Below are 17,559 nucleotides of genomic sequence, written 5' to 3'. Positions count from 1 at the left end.
AGTATAAATACTTGTTATTTAGAAGAATTATGATAAAATAAATTTATAAGGTAGTCATCTGAAGTGTTCGTAATAAGCTTTTTATATTTTGACCTAACACTTTTGATCAAGGGAGCCTAATTGGTTTTCTTAATAGCGCATACGCCTCGTAAGGAGGACATGCAAAATAAGAAACAGGGCACCCACCTGTATATAGCAGGCCAAAATGATCTAGCACTTAATATTACGGCACAATTGGATTCTATCGGTACGCAAGACTTTATGTCTTGCGTATTTTTGTGTAAAGGAGTAAATAATGATGAAGCATCAATTTTCAAGAAATGAATTAGCGATTGGTAAAGAAGGCTTAGATTTATTAAAAAGTAAAACAGTAGTTGTCCTTGGTGTAGGCGGTGTAGGTTCATTTGCTGCTGAAGCACTAGCGAGAACTAATATTGGTCATATCATATTAATAGATAAAGATGATGTAGATATCACAAATGTAAATAGACAATTACATGCATTAACAACAACAATTGGTCAATCAAAAGTAGATTTAATGGAAGAGCGTATTAAATTAATTAATCCTGATTGTAAAGTCACTTCATTGCATATGTTCTATACTGAAGAAACTTACGAAGCTTTATTTAATGAATACGACATTGATTACTTTGTAGATGCTAGTGATACAATCATGTATAAAGTTCATCTTATGAAAGAGTGTTTAGAAAGAGGTATTAATGTTATCTCAAGTATGGGTGCTGCAAACAAAACAGACCCTACTAAATTTGAAATAGCTGATATTTCTAAAACACATACAGATCCTATGGCGAAAATTATACGTCTAAAATTAAGAAAAATGGGCATTCATAAAGGTATTAATGTTGTATTTAGTGATGAAAGTCCAATTATGATAAGAGAAGATGTAAAAGAAGTTGTAGGCGATAAAAACGCAAAAGTTAGAAAGGCGCAAATGCCACCATCATCTAATGCTTTTGTACCAAGCGTTGTTGGTTTAATTTGTGCAAGCTATGTTGTGAATGATATTTTGAAAGATATCCCAGTAAAAAGAATCAAAGATAAATAGCTAACAGCTTTGATAATAAAAAATGAGACTGGATACGTCCAGCCTCATTTTTTTAAGTTGCGATATATTTCTGCTAATTTTTGTTCAGATTTAGATGTGAGTTTAGGTTGATAATATTGTTTGCCTTTTAAAGTATCAGGTAAATATTGTTGTTCTACATATCCATTTTCATAATTATGTGGGTATTTATAACCAATTGCATTTCCTAATTCTTTTGCACCTTGATAGTGTCCATCTTTCAAATGTTTCGGAACTAAACCGGCTTTACCTTTTCTGATGTCTGATAGAGCTTCATCAATAGATACAATAGCTGAATTAGATTTAGGTGATAAGCATAGCTCGATGACCGCTTGGCTTAATGGTATACGTGCTTCTGGAAAGCCGAGACGTTCACTCGCTTCAATAGCTGATAATGTTCTAGCTGCAGCACCCGGAGAAGCTAAACCGATATCTTCATAGCTAATTACGAGAAGGCGTCTTGCAATAGTAGGTAAATCTCCCGCTTCAATTAATCTAGCTAAATAATGTAGCGCTGCGTCGACATCACTACCTCTAATAGATTTTTGGAATGCACTCATAACATCATAATGTTGATCACCATCTTTATCGTGTTGGAAAGCGTTCTTTTGAATACAAACTTTCGCATCTTCAATCGTGACATGACGTTTGTCATCTTGAACATCAGCACTTAGTACAGCAAGTTCGAGTGCATTTAAAGCGCTTCTCACATCGCCGTAACTTGCTTTTGCGAAATATTCTAAAGCATCTTTGTCTACAACAGGAGCGTATGATGCTAATCCATTTTCTTCATCTTCAATTGCTCTGTTTAAAGCAATGATGATATCATCTTCATTAAGAGGATATAGTTCAAAGATTTGCGTTCTGCTTCGTATAGCTGGGTTGATAGCATGGTATGGGTTTGACGTCGTTGCGCCAATAAGAACGATTTTGCCAGATTCTAAATGCGGTAATAAGAAATCTTGTTTTGCTTTATCTAGACGATGAATTTCGTCTAGTAAAAGTATAACTTGTCCAGACATTTTGGCTTCTTCAACGACAAGTTGCATATCTTTTTTAGTGTTAGTGACAGCGTTAAGTTGTCTAAATTTATATTGAGTACTCCCGGCAATAGCTTGGGCGATACTCGTTTTTCCAATTCCCGGAGGTCCATAAAATATCATAGAAGTTAACTTTTTAGTGTTAACCATTCTTCTAATAATGGCTTTTGGACCGACTAAATGTTCTTGGCTTATCACATCGTCAATCGTTTGGGGACGCATTCTATAAGCTAATGGTTCGTTTTTCATTTGGAATCAACCTTTCTAATTACTCAAAGTGTACAAAAAATGATAAAATGAATTAATAATATTTTTTTAGAAAATAAGAGGTGTAGTACATGAAAATTTCTACTAAAGGACGATATGGCTTAACACTTATGATATCGTTGACTAAGCGTTATGGTCAAGGATGTACATCTTTAAAGTCAATCGCTGAAGAAAACAATTTAAGTGATTTATATTTAGAACAATTAGTAGGACCGCTACGTAATGCTGGTCTTATTAAAAGTGTAAGAGGTGCCAAAGGGGGCTATCAATTACAAAAAGCACCATCAGAAATTACAGCTGGTGATGTGATTAGATTGTTAGAGGGGCCAATTACACCTGTTGAAGGTATAGAAGACGAGCCACCTGCACAACAACAATTGTGGATTCGTATTAGAGACGCTGTAAAAGAAGTTCTAGATAATACAACACTAGAATACTTAGCAAATTATACAAATGAAGATGAACTAGAAGGCTATATGTTCTATATCTAGTTCACAAATTAAATAGGATAGCAATCTTCAAGACGAATATTGAAGATTGCTATCTTATTTTTTATTTCTTAACTGTATGGATTTCATGCCTAACTGCACAAAATATTTCGTTATTTTAACAGTTAAGCATGAATATGTGTTAAGTAGTGTAATATTCCCCTTCAAGATTATTTTCATATTAAGATAGTTGTACACTACAACAAAGGGGAGAGTATATGAAAAATTTAAAACGATACATATTAAGTGTAGTAGCAGTTTTATTATTAAGTTTCATTGCATTACCGTTTGAAGTTAACGCAAAGACAGATGGTCCGTCATCTAGAGTTATATTACCGAAAAATGATCGTACACAAATTACGAATACAACGTCTGCACATTATCAATCGATTGCATTCGCTGATATCGGAGGTACATCAATTGCATCAGGTGTAGTTGTCGGTAAAAATACCGTTCTTACAAATAAACATGTAGTAGATGCTACGAATGGTGATGCTTCTGTACTAAAATTCTCACCAGCAGCAAATGGCGATGGGAATTTCCCAGCTGGTACATTTACAGCAACTGATTATAAAGTAGCGCCAGGCGGTGAAGATTTAGCAGTCGTTACAGTCGGTAAAAATAGTAAAGGTCAATCTATTGGTGACGCTGTTCAAGCAGCGACAATCGCAGATACATCTTCAGTTAAAAAAGGTGATAACATCACAGTAACAGGTTATCCAGGAGATAAACCTATTGCGACATTATGGGAAAGTAAAGGTAATATATTGTCTGCTTCAGGTAGTGACGTATCTTACGACTTAAGTACTTATGGTGGTAATTCAGGTTCACCAATCTTTAATGCAAATAACCAAGTTATTGGTTTACATTATGGTGGCGTACCAGATAGCCATAATAGTGGCGTGTTATTTAACAGCAACGTTCAACAATTTATACAAAGTAATTTAAAATAAAAAAACGATCATAAAGTGATGACTCATCACTTTATGATCGTTTTTTTATGCTTCCCCGTATACATCATCTACAATTTTCTTGAATGATTCATATGATTGGTATTGTTTATCTAAATCATAAATATAGCTCACTGCCATAATTTCATCTACATTGTATTTGTTTTGGAAATCTATCAATTGTTGTTTTACAGTTTCTTCACTACCAATGAAAGATGTGTTTGTTTTAGACTGCGCCATATATTTTTCTTGTGGTGACCAAATGTTTTCAAGTTGATCAGTAGGGGGTTGTAATGGCATGCGCGCATTTCTTACAATACTTAAGAACATCAAGTGCATAGTTGAAGATAAATAAGTCGCTTCTTCATCTGTTTCGCCAACAATGACATTTAAACAAACGGTCATGTATGGCTCATCTAAATATTCTGATGGCTCAAATAAGTCTCTATATATTTCGATTGCTTGAGCCATTTGATCTGGTGCAAAGTGTGCTGCAAAGACGTATGGTAAACCTAATCGAGCAGCTAAATGTGCAGAGTCCGTTGAAGATCCTAACACATATATCGGTATATTTGTATCTACACCTGGATATGGTCTTACATATGATTGTTGTTCTTCAGGACCAAAATATTGTAGTAATTGTTTAATATCGTCACCAAATGTATATACACCTTTATGTGAATCTCTTCTTAGTGCAGAAGCGGTCATCATATCGGTACCTGGTGCTCGTCCTAAGCCAAGATTTAATCGATTAGGAAACATTGTAGCCATTGTTCCAAATTGCTCAGCAACAATAAGAGGCGCATGGTTTGGTAACATGATACCGCCTGAACCTACTTGAATAGACTCTGTATGTTCAAGTGTATGTTGAATGAGTAAAGCAGTTGCAGAACTTACTAAATTTGGTGCATTATGATGTTCTGCAATCCAGTAACGTTCGTAGCCTAATTTTTCTACATTTTGAGCAAGTGATACCATATTCTTAATAGCATCTTGTTCCGTTTCACCTTTTCTAAGTGGAACTAGATTTAATGCAGAAACTGGGAATTTTGATTTCATTTTGTGACGCTCCTTACATAATTATATATTGGAAGTATATCAACTGTATTTATGTTGTACTATTTAATTGCTCAACAACATTTGACTAATATGTAACTAAAAGTTATAATTAATGCAAATTTACAGAGAGGTGGCATCAACAATAGGCATGGATATCCAATAATTTTTTGCGCTAATAGTAAATAACGTAAAAAACCATTGTATTACGCAATGATGATTGGATAAGTATGTCTATAATATGATGTTGCCGTTACAAACTGAGAATAGTGTAATGGTGCGTCTTCATGTGTAATACATGGGTATAGGAGGCTACATTATGCTATTTTTATTTGAAGAAAAAGCATTAGAAGTTGAACATAAAGTATTAATACCCGAGTTGACTTTTTCAATAGAGGACCATGAACATTTAGCAATCGTTGGTGTTAATGGTGTTGGAAAGTCTACATTATTAAAAGTGATTCACCAAGATCAAACAGTTGATTCAGCGATGATGGAACAAGATTTAACACCTTATAATGATTGGACAGTTATGGATTATATAATTGAATCTTACCCAGAAATCGTCAAGGTTAGATCGCAACTTAATCATACAGATATGATTAATAAATATATTGAGTTAGATGGATACCTTATAGAAGGAGAAATCGTAACAGAAGCAAAAAAGCTCGGCATAAAAGAGGAACAACTAGAACAGAAAATTTCTACTTTAAGTGGTGGAGAACAGACAAAAGTTTCATTTTTAAAAGTAAAAATGTCTAAGGCATCGTTATTATTAATCGATGAGCCAACAAATCATATGGATTTAGAAATGAAGGAATGGTTGACGAAAGCTTTTAAACAAGAACAACGTGCTATATTATTTGTATCTCATGACAGAACATTCTTAAATGAAACACCAGATGCTATATTAGAATTGAGTCCTGATGGTGCTAAGAAATATATCGGTAAATACGATAAATACAAACAACAAAAAGATATAGAGCATGAAACATTAAAGCTACAATATGAAAAGCAACAAAAAGAACAAGCGGCTATTGAAGAAACGATCAAAAAATATAAAGCGTGGTATCAAAAAGCAGAACAAAGTGCTTCTGTGCGAAACCCGTATCAACAAAAACAATTAAGTAAGTTAGCGAAACGATTCAAATCAAAAGAACAACAATTAAATCGTAAACTTGATCAAGAGCACATCGCTAATCCAAATAAAAAAGAGAAAGCTTTCTCAATACAACATCATGATTTTAAATCACATTATTTAGTTCAATTTAACCATGTGTCGTTTGCATATGATAATAGGAAGATATTCGAAGATGTATCTTTCTATATTAAGCGAAATCAAAATGTGATTATAGAAGGCAGAAATGGAACAGGAAAATCAACTTTAATCAAATTGATACTCGGTGAACTCGAGCCGACTAAAGGTGATATAACTGTTCATCCTGAATTAGAAATTGGATATTTCTCTCAAGATTTTGAGAACTTAAATATGCACAATACTGTTTTAAATGAAATATTAGAAATTCCTGAAATGAAAGAAGCAGATGCAAGAACCATTTTAGCAAGCTTTTATTTCGATAAGAATAGAATAAATGATGTCGTTGAAACACTGTCCATGGGTGAAAAGTGTAGATTACAATTTGTAAAATTATATTTTTCAAATCCTCATATTATGATTTTAGATGAGCCGACAAACTATTTTGATATTGGCATGCAAGAAAAAATCATTCAATTAATACAATCATTTCAAGGTTCAGTCCTTATTGTATCTCATGATGATTATTTTAAATCACAAATTAAAGACCAAATATGGACGATCAAAAATCATCAAATGACGCATGAAAATGTTCAAGTTAAAGATCCAATTAATACAGAATCTATGAAACATCAATTAAAAGAATTAGAACAATATACAGAAGAAAGAAATCGTGAAACAGAGTTCTAGTCTTTTCATAAAAATGGTGCTAGAATAGGTACATTGAAAACTAAGAAAGGACGTTCAACATGAAAGTATATGCAGATTATGCAGCAACTACTCCAGTTAAGCCCGTTGTAACTGAAAAAATAACAGAAATATTATCTGAACACTTTGGAAACCCGTCATCTATTCATTCAATTGGGAGAGACGGTAGAAAGTATTTAGATCAATCAAGACGAGAGATTGCTACATTATTAGGTGCAAAGCCTCAAGAAGTTATTTTTACAAGTGGGGCAACAGAGTCTAATAACACAGCAATAAAAGGTATAGCACGAAAACGAAAACATATAGGTCAACATATTATAACGAGTAGAATAGAGCATCATTCTGTATTGCATGTCTTTGAAGAACTTGAACGTGAAGGTTTCGATGTTTCGTATATAGATGTAAATTCAGAAGGTATTGTCGATATTGATGCTTTGAGACAAGCAATCCGACCTGATACGACATTGGTGTCAATTATGTTAGTGAATAATGAAGTCGGTACAGTTCAACCTATGTATGATATTGCGGAAGTCATAGAGAATACGGATATCGTATTTCATGTTGATGCTGTTCAAGCTATCGGTCATATGCCAATAGAATTCGATGAAATGCCAGTTGATATGTTAAGCATAACTGCGCATAAATTTGGCGGACCAAAAGGAATAGGTGCATTGTTGGTAAAACAAGGTGTTCAGTTCGAAACGTTTATACAAGGTGGCGAACAAGAAGTAAAGCGAAGAGCAGGTACAGAGAATGTTCCATATATATGTGGAATGGCAACAGCGCTGAAAGACGCTTATGAACATATGAATGAAAGTAATATTCATTTAATGAACTTAAAAGAAAAGCTCATTGTAGGTTTACAACAACGTGCAATTCCGTTTGAACTTAATGGTAGTATGACAGATACAACTGGTCATATCACAAATTTATATTTCCCATTTATTGAAGTTGAAACGATGTTAACGTTACTTGATATGGCAAATATATATGTTTCAAGTGGATCTGCATGTACAGCCGGTTCAACATTACCATCTCACGTTCTAGAAGCGATGTTTGGTGAAGATAATAGAGTGAAACAATCTGTAAGATTTAGTTTCAGCTCATTAACGACTGAAGAAGAAATTAATTATATCGTAAGTACGATAATGAAAATATATCAACAATTTAAGGAGGAAGAAAATGAATAATCAATCTACCCGCGTTGTCGTTGGGATGAGCGGGGGCGTAGATAGCTCGGTAACTGCACATATATTAAAAGAACAAGGTTATGATGTAGTTGGAATTTTTATGAAAAATTGGGATGACACAGACGAAAATGGTGTATGTACAGCTACTGAAGACTATAATGATGTCATCGAAGTATGTAACCAATTAGATATACCTTATTATGCAGTTAACTTTGAACAAGAATATTGGGATAAAGTATTTACGTATTTCTTAGACGAATATAAAAAAGGTAGAACACCTAACCCAGATGTAATGTGTAATAAAGAAATTAAATTTAAAGCATTTTTAAATCATGCACTTAAACTAGGTGCGGACTATGTTGCTACAGGTCATTACGCACGTGTTAATCGTGATGGTGATAAAGTAGAAATGCTACGTGGTGTAGATAACAACAAAGACCAAACTTATTTCTTAAATCAACTTACAAAAGATCAATTATCTAAAGTGATGTTCCCAATTGGTGAATTAGAAAAAAGTGAAGTAAGAAGAATTGCTGAAGAACAAAACTTAGCAACTGCTAAAAAGAAAGACTCTACTGGTATTTGTTTTATTGGTGAGAAAAACTTTAAAACATTCTTATCTCAATACTTACCTGCTCAAAACGGTAAAATGCAAACATTAGACGGTGTTGATATGGGTGAACATAGTGGCTTAATGTATTATACGATTGGCCAAAGACATGGTCTTGGTATAGGCGGAGACGGAGACCCTTGGTTTGTAGTCGGTAAAAACCTAAAAGAAAACATCCTATATGTAGAACAAGGTTTCCATCACGAAGCATTATATAGTGACTATTTAATCGCTTCTGATATTTCATTTGTGAATGATCTTGATTTCTCACAACCGGTGAAATGTTCAGCAAAATTTAGATATAGACAAAAAGATACACAAGTAACTGTAGAAAAAATTTCTGACAATCAAATTAAAGTGATATTTGACGAACCAGTGCGTGCAATTACACCTGGTCAAGCTGTCGTATTATATGACGGTGATGTTTGTTTAGGTGGCGCAACAATCGATGAAGTATATAAAACAGAAAAGCAATTAGATTATATGGTATAAAATATATAGACTGAGATAAATTTATGTCTCAGTCTATTTTTATTTTTGTTATAATAGCAAGTAATGATATTTAAAGGAGTCACAACATGCATAGTGAAGAACAAATTGTTAAATTAATTCAAAATAAAAAATTCGACGAAGCATTGTCGCATTTATTTGAAAATATAGAAGAAGATCCAAACGAAGTAACCAATTATATCAATGCAGGGACAATATTAGCAGAAGCAAATGATATTGAAAGAGCTGAGAAATTCTTTCAAAAAGCCATTACTGTAAACGAAAGTCATGGTGGTGCTTATTATAGTCTTGCAAATTTATACTACAACCAACAGCGCTTTGAAGAAGCGATTAAATTATATCAACATGCGATTAAAAGAGGGCTTAATGATGCAGATACTAATTTTATGTTAGGAATGAGTTTCAACGAATTAGGTGCACATACTGAAGCTTTACCGTATGTAATGAGAGCTCATGAGCTAAATGAAGATGATGTAGAAATTGGATTCCAATACGGATTAACATTATGCCAATTAGAAATGTTCGATGAGGCCATTGTGCAACTAGAAAAAATATTAGAAAAAGATTCTAAACATGTTGACGCATTATACAATTTAGGATTGGCTAAATATATGAAAAATGAAAATGCTGAAGAAGCACTTGTTTATTTTAGAAAAGCGGTCGACATTCAACCAGATCATTTATTAAGTGGTCATGCTATCAACATGTTTGAACAATTATTAGAAGAGGAGGACTAACATTGGAAAACTTATCTTTATTTGATCTTTCACATGTAAAAGGTGAAGTTATTAGAATTCTTTTTCAAAACAGTGATAACTATTATACCGTTATTAAAGTCGATGTGATGGATTCAAATGAAGATTTTGATCAAGAAGTCACAATTGTTGGTTACTTACCTCAAATAGTTGAAGGAGAAACGTACCTTTTCAAAGGTAAAGTAACAAACCATCCGAAATACGGTAAACAACTACAAGCTGAAACATTTGAAAAAGAATTGCCACAAACGAAACAAGGTGTTATCCATTACTTATCGAGTGATTTATTTAAAGGTATTGGTAAGAAAACAGCAGAAACAATCGTGGACAAACTTGGTGAAGATGCACTTCAGAAAATTATAGATGACCCGGATGTCCTTAAAGAAATACCTAAACTCAATAAGCAAAAAAGAGACACGATTGCAGAATCCATACGTGAAAATCAAGCCATTGAACGCATTATGATTAAACTTAATGAACTTGGATTTGGACCGAAACTTGCGATGGCAATTTATCAATTTTATAAAGATGAAACACTTAATATTATTAAGCAATCTCCTTATCGTTTAGTGATGGATATTAATGGTATAGGTTTTCAAAGAGCTGACCAAATAGCTGAACAAGTTGGGATATCTAAAGATCATCATGATCGACTTGTAGCAGGTGTGAGTTACTTTTTAGACCAACAATCATTACAGAATGGTCATACATTTTTACCTGTTGATATTTTGGTCAACGGGGCATATGAATTGTTAAATCATAATCAACCTGAAGTTGTAAATAAAGATCAGATTAATGGTGTCATTATCGAAATGAGTGAAGAAAATAAACTTATTATCGAAAATGATAATTGTTTTTTACCTTCACTTTATTATTCAGAAGCAAAAAGTGTGCAAATCATTCATAGACTTTATCAACATCAAGATGAGCTCAAAGAAATTGAGAAAAGTGATCTTCAATTACACATTGGTCAAATTGAAGATATGAATGATGTTTCATATGCAGATGGACAAAAATTAGCGTTAGAGACAGCTATTAATCATAAAATGATGCTTTTAACAGGTGGACCTGGAACAGGTAAGACGACCGTTATTCGAGGCATTTGTGAGTTGTATTCTGAAATACACGGTGTGAGTTTGAATTATGATGATTATCAAGAAGGGACAGACTTTCCAATTGTATTAGCAGCACCGACTGGACGTGCAGCAAAGCGTTTAAGTGAATCAACGGGACTAGAAGCGATGACAATTCATAGATTAATTGGATGGAGTAAAGATACGCAACCGGATGATGTGTTAGATAATGATATTCATGCCCATTTAATCATTCTAGATGAAATGTCTATGGTAGATACATGGTTAATGTACCAATTTTTAAGAGCAGTCCCTGATTATGCCCAAATCATATTTGTAGGTGATGAAGATCAATTACCATCAGTAGGTCCGGGTCAGATTTTTAAAGATTTGATTGATTCTAAAGTTATACCGAGAGTGAACTTAACAGAAGTTTATAGACAACAAGAAGGATCATCTATCATAGATTTAGCGCATAAAATAAAAAATGGATTGCCTGTTTCTATCAATGAAAAACATCACGACCGTTCATTTATTCCGTGCAGTAGTAATCAAATTGCGACAGTTGTAGAAAAGGTCGTTCAAGGTGCCGTAAATAAAGGATATAATATGCAAGATATTCAAGTGCTAGCTCCAATATACCGTGGACCAGCTGGTATTAATAAATTAAATGAATTATTGCAAGATATATTAAATCCGAAAGATGAAGATACACGATTCCTTCAATATGGCGATATTGAATATCGAGAAAATGATAAAGTACTACAACTTATTAATCGTCCAGATGATAATGTATTTAATGGTGATATTGGTGTAGTAACAGGTGTTTACAAAGCAGAAGAAAATGCACTTGGCAAAGATGTCGTCATTGTAGATTATGAAGGGAATGACATAACATACACTAAACAAGATTTATCAGAAATTACACATGCTTATTGTTGTTCAATTCATAAATCACAAGGGTCAGAATTCCCGATAGTCATCATGCCTATTGTCAGACAATACTTTAGAATGTTACAAAAGAACATTCTATATACCGGACTTACACGTGCGAAACAGTCGCTTGTCGTCTGCGGTGAAGAACAAGCCTTTAACCAAGGTATTCAAACGCTAGGTCATGAGAGAATGACATCGTTTGATACGAAATTAAAAATGTATTTCGATACTGATGTTGAAGAAGATACGGAGTCTGAAACAGAATCTATTCAAACGAAACATATTATTTTAACTGAAGATAATATGTTTGAAATAGATCCAATGATTAATATGAATGATAAAACACCATATGATTTTATGAAATAATTGACATCTAAAAATCGAGTGATTATAATCAAATAGAATACAAAAAAGAAACCGAGTAAATAATTGATTGTTTAAGAGACATGTTGGCTGGTGAGAAACATGACAATGATTATTGAACGCTACTTCTTTTATAAAAGTTTAATAAACTTAAAGTGATGACTTATAGTCATAACTAGGGTGGTACCGCGATACGTTCGTCCCTTTTTTAGGGGATGGACGTTTTTTTATTTTAATTGAGGAGTGAAGACAATGAAAAAATTAAAAGCTAGTGAAATCAGACAAATGTATATTGACTTTTTTGTTGAAAAAGGACATATGGTAGAACCATCTGCACCTTTAGTGCCAATTGATGATGATACTTTATTATGGATAAACTCAGGTGTTGCGACTTTAAAAAAATATTTTGATGGTCGAGAAATCCCTAAAAATCCTAAAATTGTAAATGCTCAAAAAGCAATTAGAACAAATGATATTGAAAATGTTGGTTTTACTGCAAGACACCATACATTCTTTGAAATGTTAGGAAACTTTTCAATTGGTGATTACTTTAAACGTGAAGCAATTGAATATGCTTGGGAATTTTTAACGAGTGATAAATGGATGGCAATGGATCCAGAGAAATTATATGTAACGATTCATCCTGAAGATACAGAAGCATATGATTTATGGCATGATTTGATTGGTCTTGAAGAAAGTAGAATTATTAGAATCGAAGGTAACTTCTGGGATATCGGTGAAGGACCTTCTGGACCTAATACTGAAATATTCTATGACAGAGGCGACACATACGGGAAAGAAGATCCAGCTGAAGAAATGTATCCAGGTGGAGAAAATGAACGTTATTTAGAAGTGTGGAATCTAGTATTTAGTGAATTTAACCATAATGCTGACCATACTTATACGCCACTTCCAAATCAAAATATTGATACAGGTATGGGTCTTGAGCGTATGACATCTATTTCTCAAGATGTACCAACGAACTATGATACAGACTTATTTATTCCAATTATTGAACAAGTCGAAGCGGTTAGTGGATTAAAATACTTAGAGAATAAAGAACAAGATATCGCATTTAAAGTTATTTCTGATCATATTAGAACGATCAGTTTTGCGATTGGTGACGGTGCGTTACCTGCAAATGAAGGTAGAGGATATGTATTAAGAAGATTACTAAGAAGAGCTGTTCGTTTTAGCCAATCACTTAATATTAACGAACCATTCTTATATAAATTAGTTGATATTGTAGCAGAAATTATGGAACCTTATTATCCAAATGTTAAAGCACAAAGTGACTTCATTAAAAAAGTTGTAAAATCTGAAGAAGAACGTTTCCATGAAACACTTGAAGAAGGTTTAGCAATTTTAAACACAATGATGGCATCAGCTATGCAACAGGATAATGTATTATCTGGATCAGATGCATTTAAATTATATGATACGTATGGTTTCCCAATCGAGTTAACAGAAGAAATCACTGCTCAAGAAGGCATTTCAATAGATAATGAAGGTTTTGAAAATGAAATGCATCAACAACGTGAAAGAGCAAGAGCTGCACGTCAAAAGACGCAATCAATGCAAGTTCAAAATGAAGTACTTGGTAGCATTAATACACCAAGTAAATTCGTTGGCTATGACGTAACAGAAGCACAAACAGAAATTACAGATATTATATTTAATGGTGAATTAGTTGATGAAGTAGAAAGTGGAGAAAACATCCAATTTATTTTAAGAGAAACACCATTTTATGCAGTATCAGGTGGTCAAGTAGCGGATAAAGGTATCATTCGTCATGATCAATTTGAAATTGAAGTGACAGAAGTTATAAAAGCACCTAATGGTCAAAATTTACATGCTGGACATGTGACATTTGGACAAGTTCATGTTGGTGAAACTGTAGAAGCTATTGTTAATAAAGATGATCGTAAATCAATTATCAAAAACCACTCAGCAACTCACTTATTACATGCAGCTTTAAAAGAAGTTTTAGGTACGCATGTTAATCAAGCAGGTTCATTAGTTGAAAGTGATAGATTACGATTTGACTTCTCACACTTTGGTCAAGTTACACAAGAAGAATTAGAAACAATCGAAAAAATTGTTAACGAAAAAATTTGGCAAAACATTCCTGTAGTAATCGAAGAAATGCCAATAGAACAAGCTAAAGAAAAAGGCGCTATGGCATTATTCGGAGAAAAATATGGTGATGTTGTAAGAGTTGTTGAAATGTCATCATACTCAATCGAGTTATGTGGTGGTATACACGTACGTAACACAAGTGAAATTGGTATCTTCAAAATTGTTTCAGAATCTGGTACAGGTGCAGGTGTTCGAAGAATCGAAGCTGTAACAGGTAGAAAAGCATACGAAACATTAAAAGAAACAGAAACAATCCTTAAAGATGTTATGCAACATGTCAAAATTAAAGACCAATCAAGAACAATTGAAAAAATCGAACAAATTCAACAACATAATAAAGACTTAGAAAAAGAAGTTCAACAAAAGAACAAAACAATTACTGAATTAAAATCAGGCAATATTGAAGATAGCGTTGAAGAAATTAATGGTATTAAAGTACTTTCACAATTAGTTGAAGCTGAAAATCCAAAAGTATTAAGATCAATCATGGATGATTTTAAATCTAAAATGCAAGATACAGTTCTATTATTAGCTAGTGTCAACGGAGATAAAGTTTCACTTGTGTCTTCAGTACCTAAAGATTTAACGGATAAAGTTAAAGCTGGTGACATTATTAGAGAAGCTGCTCAAATTACAAACGGTAAAGGTGGCGGTCGTCCTGATATGGCTCAAGGTGGCGGAACAGATCCATCTAAAGTAACAGAAGCATTACAGTTTGTTAAAGACTACATTAAAACGCTATAATTTTACGTGTAATTAGAATATGATATAATTAATATTAAGTTAATGGAGTTAGGGAGTGTAAATAAAGATGAATAATTTTGATAAAACTATGAAATTTAACTATGATGATTTTCCAAAAGAAAATGTCAAAACAGTACTACAAAATGTTTATCGAACTTTAGAAGAAAGAGGCTATAATCCAGTAAATCAAATAGTCGGTTATTTACTTTCTGGCGATCCAGCTTATATACCTAGACACAACGAAGCAAGAAATCAAATAAGACGTTTAGATAGAGATGATATTATGGAAGAGCTTGTATCACACTATTTAAAGCAAGAAAATGAATTCAATGCTTAAAAACAGGATAATAGGTTTAGACGTCGGTAGTAAAACAATAGGTGTAGCTGTAAGTGATGCGATGGGTTGGACAGCTCAAGGTATAGATACACTCCGCATTAACGAAGAAAACGAAGATTTTGGAATTGACCAACTTATAAAAATCATTGATGAATATGATGTTGATACTGTCATTATAGGATTGCCAAAAAACATGAACAATTCTATTGGTCCTCGCGGAGAGACATCCATTCAATTCAAAGATTTACTTCAACAAGAAAGACCAGAATTAAAAATGGTAATGTGGGATGAAAGATTAAGCACAGTTGGTGCTGAACGCACATTATTAGAAGCAGATGTTTCTCGAAAAAAAAGAAAAAAAGTAATAGACAAAATGGCAGCTGTATTTATATTACAGGGTTACCTAGATTCTATTAAATAATTGATGAGGAGAATGAATAATGACTGAACATAATCACGAAGGACATTTAGAAATTAACAATGAGGAAGAATTATTAACATTAATAGACGAAAATAATAATGAAGTCTTATACCGTAAAGTATTAGAATTCTATCACCCAGAATTCAAGAAAGAATACATCATCTTAGCTGAAGAAGGTACAGCAGATGATGAAGAAATTGAATTAATCCCAATGATCAATGAAGCTAATGACGACGGTGAAGGTGGTAAATTATTACCAGTTGAAACTGACGAAGAGTGGGATATGATTGAAGAAATCGTTAATACTGAAATGGACGATGTTTAAAATTTAATATGTAATAGTACACTTTACCCCTAATGTGATATAATCATTAGGGGTATTTATTTTACATAAGGAGTTACATATGGAAAAAAATAGTATATATAAAGATGCGAGATTATTATCTAAGTATATTAGTTTAACAATCATCAGCATCCTCTTTTTATTACTTATATTAATTACTTTAATAGGCTTAATTGTAGTAGGTATTAATGTGAAACCTGTTAACGCCGATAGCAATGAGCAAGTTATTGTCAATGTTAATCCAAACACAAATACTGAAATGTTAAGCCAAGAGTTATCCGATAAAAAAATAATTAGAAATGCTACTATTTTCAAATATTATTTGAAACTTAATAATATTTCTAGCTTTCAAGCTGGGGAATATAAGTTTTCACCATCAATGTCACCAAGAGATATTGCGAAAAGTTTAGAAACTGGAAAAGTGTATTTAAAAACAGCAGTCCAATATGATATAAAAGAAGGTTCGAATATAGAATTAATTGCTGGTATTTTAGAAGAAAATACTTCTATTAGTCGCGAAAGCTTTTTAAAGAAAATGAGAGATCAAGATTTTGTGAAAAAATATCAAAAAAAATATCCCGATATGTTAACGGACGAAGTATTAAATAAAAACTTAAGATACCCATTAGAAGGCTATTTAGCACCAAGTACGTATCAGTTTTCAAAAAAAGATGTGACGATTGATGACGTTACAAATGAAATGCTGAATGAAACTTACCATACAACTTATAAAATATATAAAGAAAATGGTGGCTTTAAATATACGACTAACTATGAAGAAAAGAAGATTACTTTCCATGAGTATTTAACGTTATCATCAATTGTAGAATCAGAAATGAAAAACGTGACAGATAAATCGAGATATATTTCAGTACTGTTAAACAGAATTGAAAACAATCCACAAATTGCTTTGAATTCAGATGCGACTGTAAGATATGCAAATAAAAAAGAGACAACTGAAGCATTATCAGATAAAGATTATAAAAATGATTCAAAATATAACACATATGCACATAAAGGATTACCTATAGGTCCAATATGTAATATATCTGATGAAACAGCTAGAACAACGGTAAACCCTCCGGAAACAGATTATTTTTACTATACAACAACTAAAAAGGGTAAAGTATTATTTGCAGAGAACTTAAAGGAACAAGAAAAGAATAGAGATAAATAATATAACAAGAACGCTTTTAAATTTTAAAAGCGTTCTTGTTATATATATACTTACTTTTTATTCGAAAATATGGTAAAATATCTAATGTTTATGAAATCATATTGCAGATATGA

15 protein-coding genes, 1 other RNA gene and 1 other annotated feature are annotated in these 17,559 nt (G+C 32.7%); of the genes, 14 read left to right on the top strand and 2 right to left on the bottom strand.

The features are described 5' to 3' along the window. Positions 1 to 52 precede the first annotated feature (52 nt). Positions 53 to 245: non-coding RNA, 6S RNA (gene ssrS, locus LQ679_RS01740), on the top strand. Positions 246 to 298: 53 nt separating this feature from the next. Then, positions 299 to 1,066: a tRNA threonylcarbamoyladenosine dehydratase gene (locus tag LQ679_RS01735; protein ID WP_025904250.1), complete on the top strand. Its 768-nt coding sequence runs from the start codon at positions 299 to 301 to the stop codon at positions 1,064 to 1,066. Positions 1,067 to 1,110: 44 nt separating this feature from the next. Here LQ679_RS01735 and LQ679_RS01730 read toward each other — a convergent pair whose 3' ends face one another. After that, positions 1,111 to 2,373, bottom strand: coding sequence for a replication-associated recombination protein A (locus tag LQ679_RS01730; RefSeq protein ID WP_204188553.1), 1,263 nt, complete (start codon positions 2,371 to 2,373; stop codon positions 1,111 to 1,113). Between the two features lie 89 nt (positions 2,374 to 2,462). Between LQ679_RS01730 and cymR the strand changes: the two genes are divergently transcribed. Both cymR and LQ679_RS01720 read left to right on the top strand, forming a co-directional pair. Further along, positions 2,463 to 2,882 (top strand): cysteine metabolism transcriptional regulator CymR, encoded by a 420-nt coding sequence (gene cymR / locus LQ679_RS01725; protein WP_025904248.1) that lies wholly within the window; start codon positions 2,463 to 2,465, stop codon positions 2,880 to 2,882. A gap of 215 nt (positions 2,883 to 3,097) precedes the next feature. Next, positions 3,098 to 3,832: a trypsin-like serine peptidase gene (locus LQ679_RS01720; protein WP_126477544.1), complete on the top strand. Its 735-nt coding sequence runs from the start codon at positions 3,098 to 3,100 to the stop codon at positions 3,830 to 3,832. Between the two features lie 45 nt (positions 3,833 to 3,877). Here LQ679_RS01720 and LQ679_RS01715 read toward each other — a convergent pair whose 3' ends face one another. Then, on the bottom strand, positions 3,878 to 4,888 hold the full coding sequence (locus tag LQ679_RS01715; RefSeq protein ID WP_025904246.1) for an LLM class flavin-dependent oxidoreductase: 1,011 nt from the start codon (positions 4,886 to 4,888) through the stop codon (positions 3,878 to 3,880). A 316-nt stretch (positions 4,889 to 5,204) separates the two neighbouring features. Here LQ679_RS01715 and sal(A) point away from each other — a divergent pair, with 316 nt between their 5' ends. From sal(A) to mltG, 10 genes are all read left to right on the top strand, one after another. Then, on the top strand, positions 5,205 to 6,830 hold the full coding sequence (sal(A), locus tag LQ679_RS01710) for an ABC-F type ribosomal protection protein Sal(A) (protein WP_204188555.1): 1,626 nt from the start codon (positions 5,205 to 5,207) through the stop codon (positions 6,828 to 6,830). 59 nt (positions 6,831 to 6,889) lie between these two features. Then, positions 6,890 to 8,038, top strand: a complete 1,149-nt coding sequence (locus LQ679_RS01705) for a cysteine desulfurase family protein (RefSeq protein ID WP_037588405.1) — start codon at positions 6,890 to 6,892, stop codon at positions 8,036 to 8,038. Further along, complete coding sequence (gene mnmA, locus LQ679_RS01700) at positions 8,031 to 9,140, top strand: tRNA 2-thiouridine(34) synthase MnmA (RefSeq protein WP_037588402.1); 1,110 nt, start codon at positions 8,031 to 8,033, stop codon at positions 9,138 to 9,140. Before LQ679_RS01705 ends, mnmA begins: the two co-directional genes overlap by 8 nt. A gap of 86 nt (positions 9,141 to 9,226) precedes the next feature. Then, positions 9,227 to 9,895 (top strand): tetratricopeptide repeat protein, encoded by a 669-nt coding sequence (locus LQ679_RS01695; protein WP_239762012.1) that lies wholly within the window; start codon positions 9,227 to 9,229, stop codon positions 9,893 to 9,895. Positions 9,896 to 9,897: 2 nt separating this feature from the next. Further along, complete coding sequence (gene recD2, locus LQ679_RS01690; RefSeq protein ID WP_191835640.1) at positions 9,898 to 12,288, top strand: SF1B family DNA helicase RecD2; 2,391 nt, start codon at positions 9,898 to 9,900, stop codon at positions 12,286 to 12,288. 39 nt (positions 12,289 to 12,327) lie between these two features. Then, positions 12,328 to 12,493, top strand: a binding site (T-box leader). Between the two features lie 44 nt (positions 12,494 to 12,537). Then, entirely contained in the window at positions 12,538 to 15,168 is a 2,631-nt protein-coding gene (gene alaS / locus LQ679_RS01685; RefSeq protein WP_239762011.1) for an alanine--tRNA ligase, read from the top strand. Positions 15,169 to 15,235: 67 nt separating this feature from the next. Beyond that, entirely contained in the window at positions 15,236 to 15,505 is a 270-nt protein-coding gene (locus LQ679_RS01680; protein ID WP_037588397.1) for an IreB family regulatory phosphoprotein, read from the top strand. Continuing rightward, entirely contained in the window at positions 15,498 to 15,926 is a 429-nt protein-coding gene (gene ruvX, locus LQ679_RS01675) for a Holliday junction resolvase RuvX (protein ID WP_239762042.1), read from the top strand. The genes LQ679_RS01680 and ruvX overlap by 8 nt, the downstream gene beginning before the upstream one ends. A gap of 19 nt (positions 15,927 to 15,945) precedes the next feature. Next, the gene (locus tag LQ679_RS01670) at positions 15,946 to 16,251 is read left to right on the top strand and encodes a DUF1292 domain-containing protein (protein ID WP_025904237.1); all 306 of its coding nucleotides are present in this window, start codon (positions 15,946 to 15,948) and stop codon (positions 16,249 to 16,251) included. Positions 16,252 to 16,330: 79 nt separating this feature from the next. Then, on the top strand, positions 16,331 to 17,446 hold the full coding sequence (mltG, locus tag LQ679_RS01665) for an endolytic transglycosylase MltG (protein WP_239762010.1): 1,116 nt from the start codon (positions 16,331 to 16,333) through the stop codon (positions 17,444 to 17,446). Positions 17,447 to 17,559: the final 113 nt, after the last annotated feature.

The sequence above is a fragment of the Mammaliicoccus sp. I-M35 genome, assembly GCF_022386455.1.
Taxonomy (GTDB): domain Bacteria; phylum Bacillota; class Bacilli; order Staphylococcales; family Staphylococcaceae; genus Mammaliicoccus; species Mammaliicoccus sciuri_A.
The sequence above is the reverse complement of the archived record's forward strand: the minus strand, read 5'-3'. Positions and strand labels throughout refer to the sequence as shown.

Excerpts from the sequence above, each read along its gene's own strand:
- LQ679_RS01735 (WP_025904250.1), top strand. The coding sequence starts at position 299 with ATGAAGCATCAATTTTCAAGAAATGAATTAGCGATTGGTAAAGAAGGC.
- LQ679_RS01730 (WP_204188553.1), bottom strand. The coding sequence starts at position 2,373 with ATGAAAAACGAACCATTAGCTTATAGAATGCGTCCCCAAACGATTGAC.
- cymR (WP_025904248.1), top strand. The coding sequence starts at position 2,463 with ATGAAAATTTCTACTAAAGGACGATATGGCTTAACACTTATGATATCG.
- LQ679_RS01720 (WP_126477544.1), top strand. The coding sequence starts at position 3,098 with ATGAAAAATTTAAAACGATACATATTAAGTGTAGTAGCAGTTTTATTA.
- LQ679_RS01715 (WP_025904246.1), bottom strand. The coding sequence starts at position 4,888 with ATGAAATCAAAATTCCCAGTTTCTGCATTAAATCTAGTTCCACTTAGA.
- LQ679_RS01705 (WP_037588405.1), top strand. The coding sequence starts at position 6,890 with ATGAAAGTATATGCAGATTATGCAGCAACTACTCCAGTTAAGCCCGTT.
- mnmA (WP_037588402.1), top strand. The coding sequence starts at position 8,031 with ATGAATAATCAATCTACCCGCGTTGTCGTTGGGATGAGCGGGGGCGTA.
- LQ679_RS01695 (WP_239762012.1), top strand. The coding sequence starts at position 9,227 with ATGCATAGTGAAGAACAAATTGTTAAATTAATTCAAAATAAAAAATTC.
- alaS (WP_239762011.1), top strand. The coding sequence starts at position 12,538 with ATGAAAAAATTAAAAGCTAGTGAAATCAGACAAATGTATATTGACTTT.
- LQ679_RS01680 (WP_037588397.1), top strand. The coding sequence starts at position 15,236 with ATGAATAATTTTGATAAAACTATGAAATTTAACTATGATGATTTTCCA.
- ruvX (WP_239762042.1), top strand. The coding sequence starts at position 15,498 with ATGCTTAAAAACAGGATAATAGGTTTAGACGTCGGTAGTAAAACAATA.
- LQ679_RS01670 (WP_025904237.1), top strand. The coding sequence starts at position 15,946 with ATGACTGAACATAATCACGAAGGACATTTAGAAATTAACAATGAGGAA.
- mltG (WP_239762010.1), top strand. The coding sequence starts at position 16,331 with ATGGAAAAAAATAGTATATATAAAGATGCGAGATTATTATCTAAGTAT.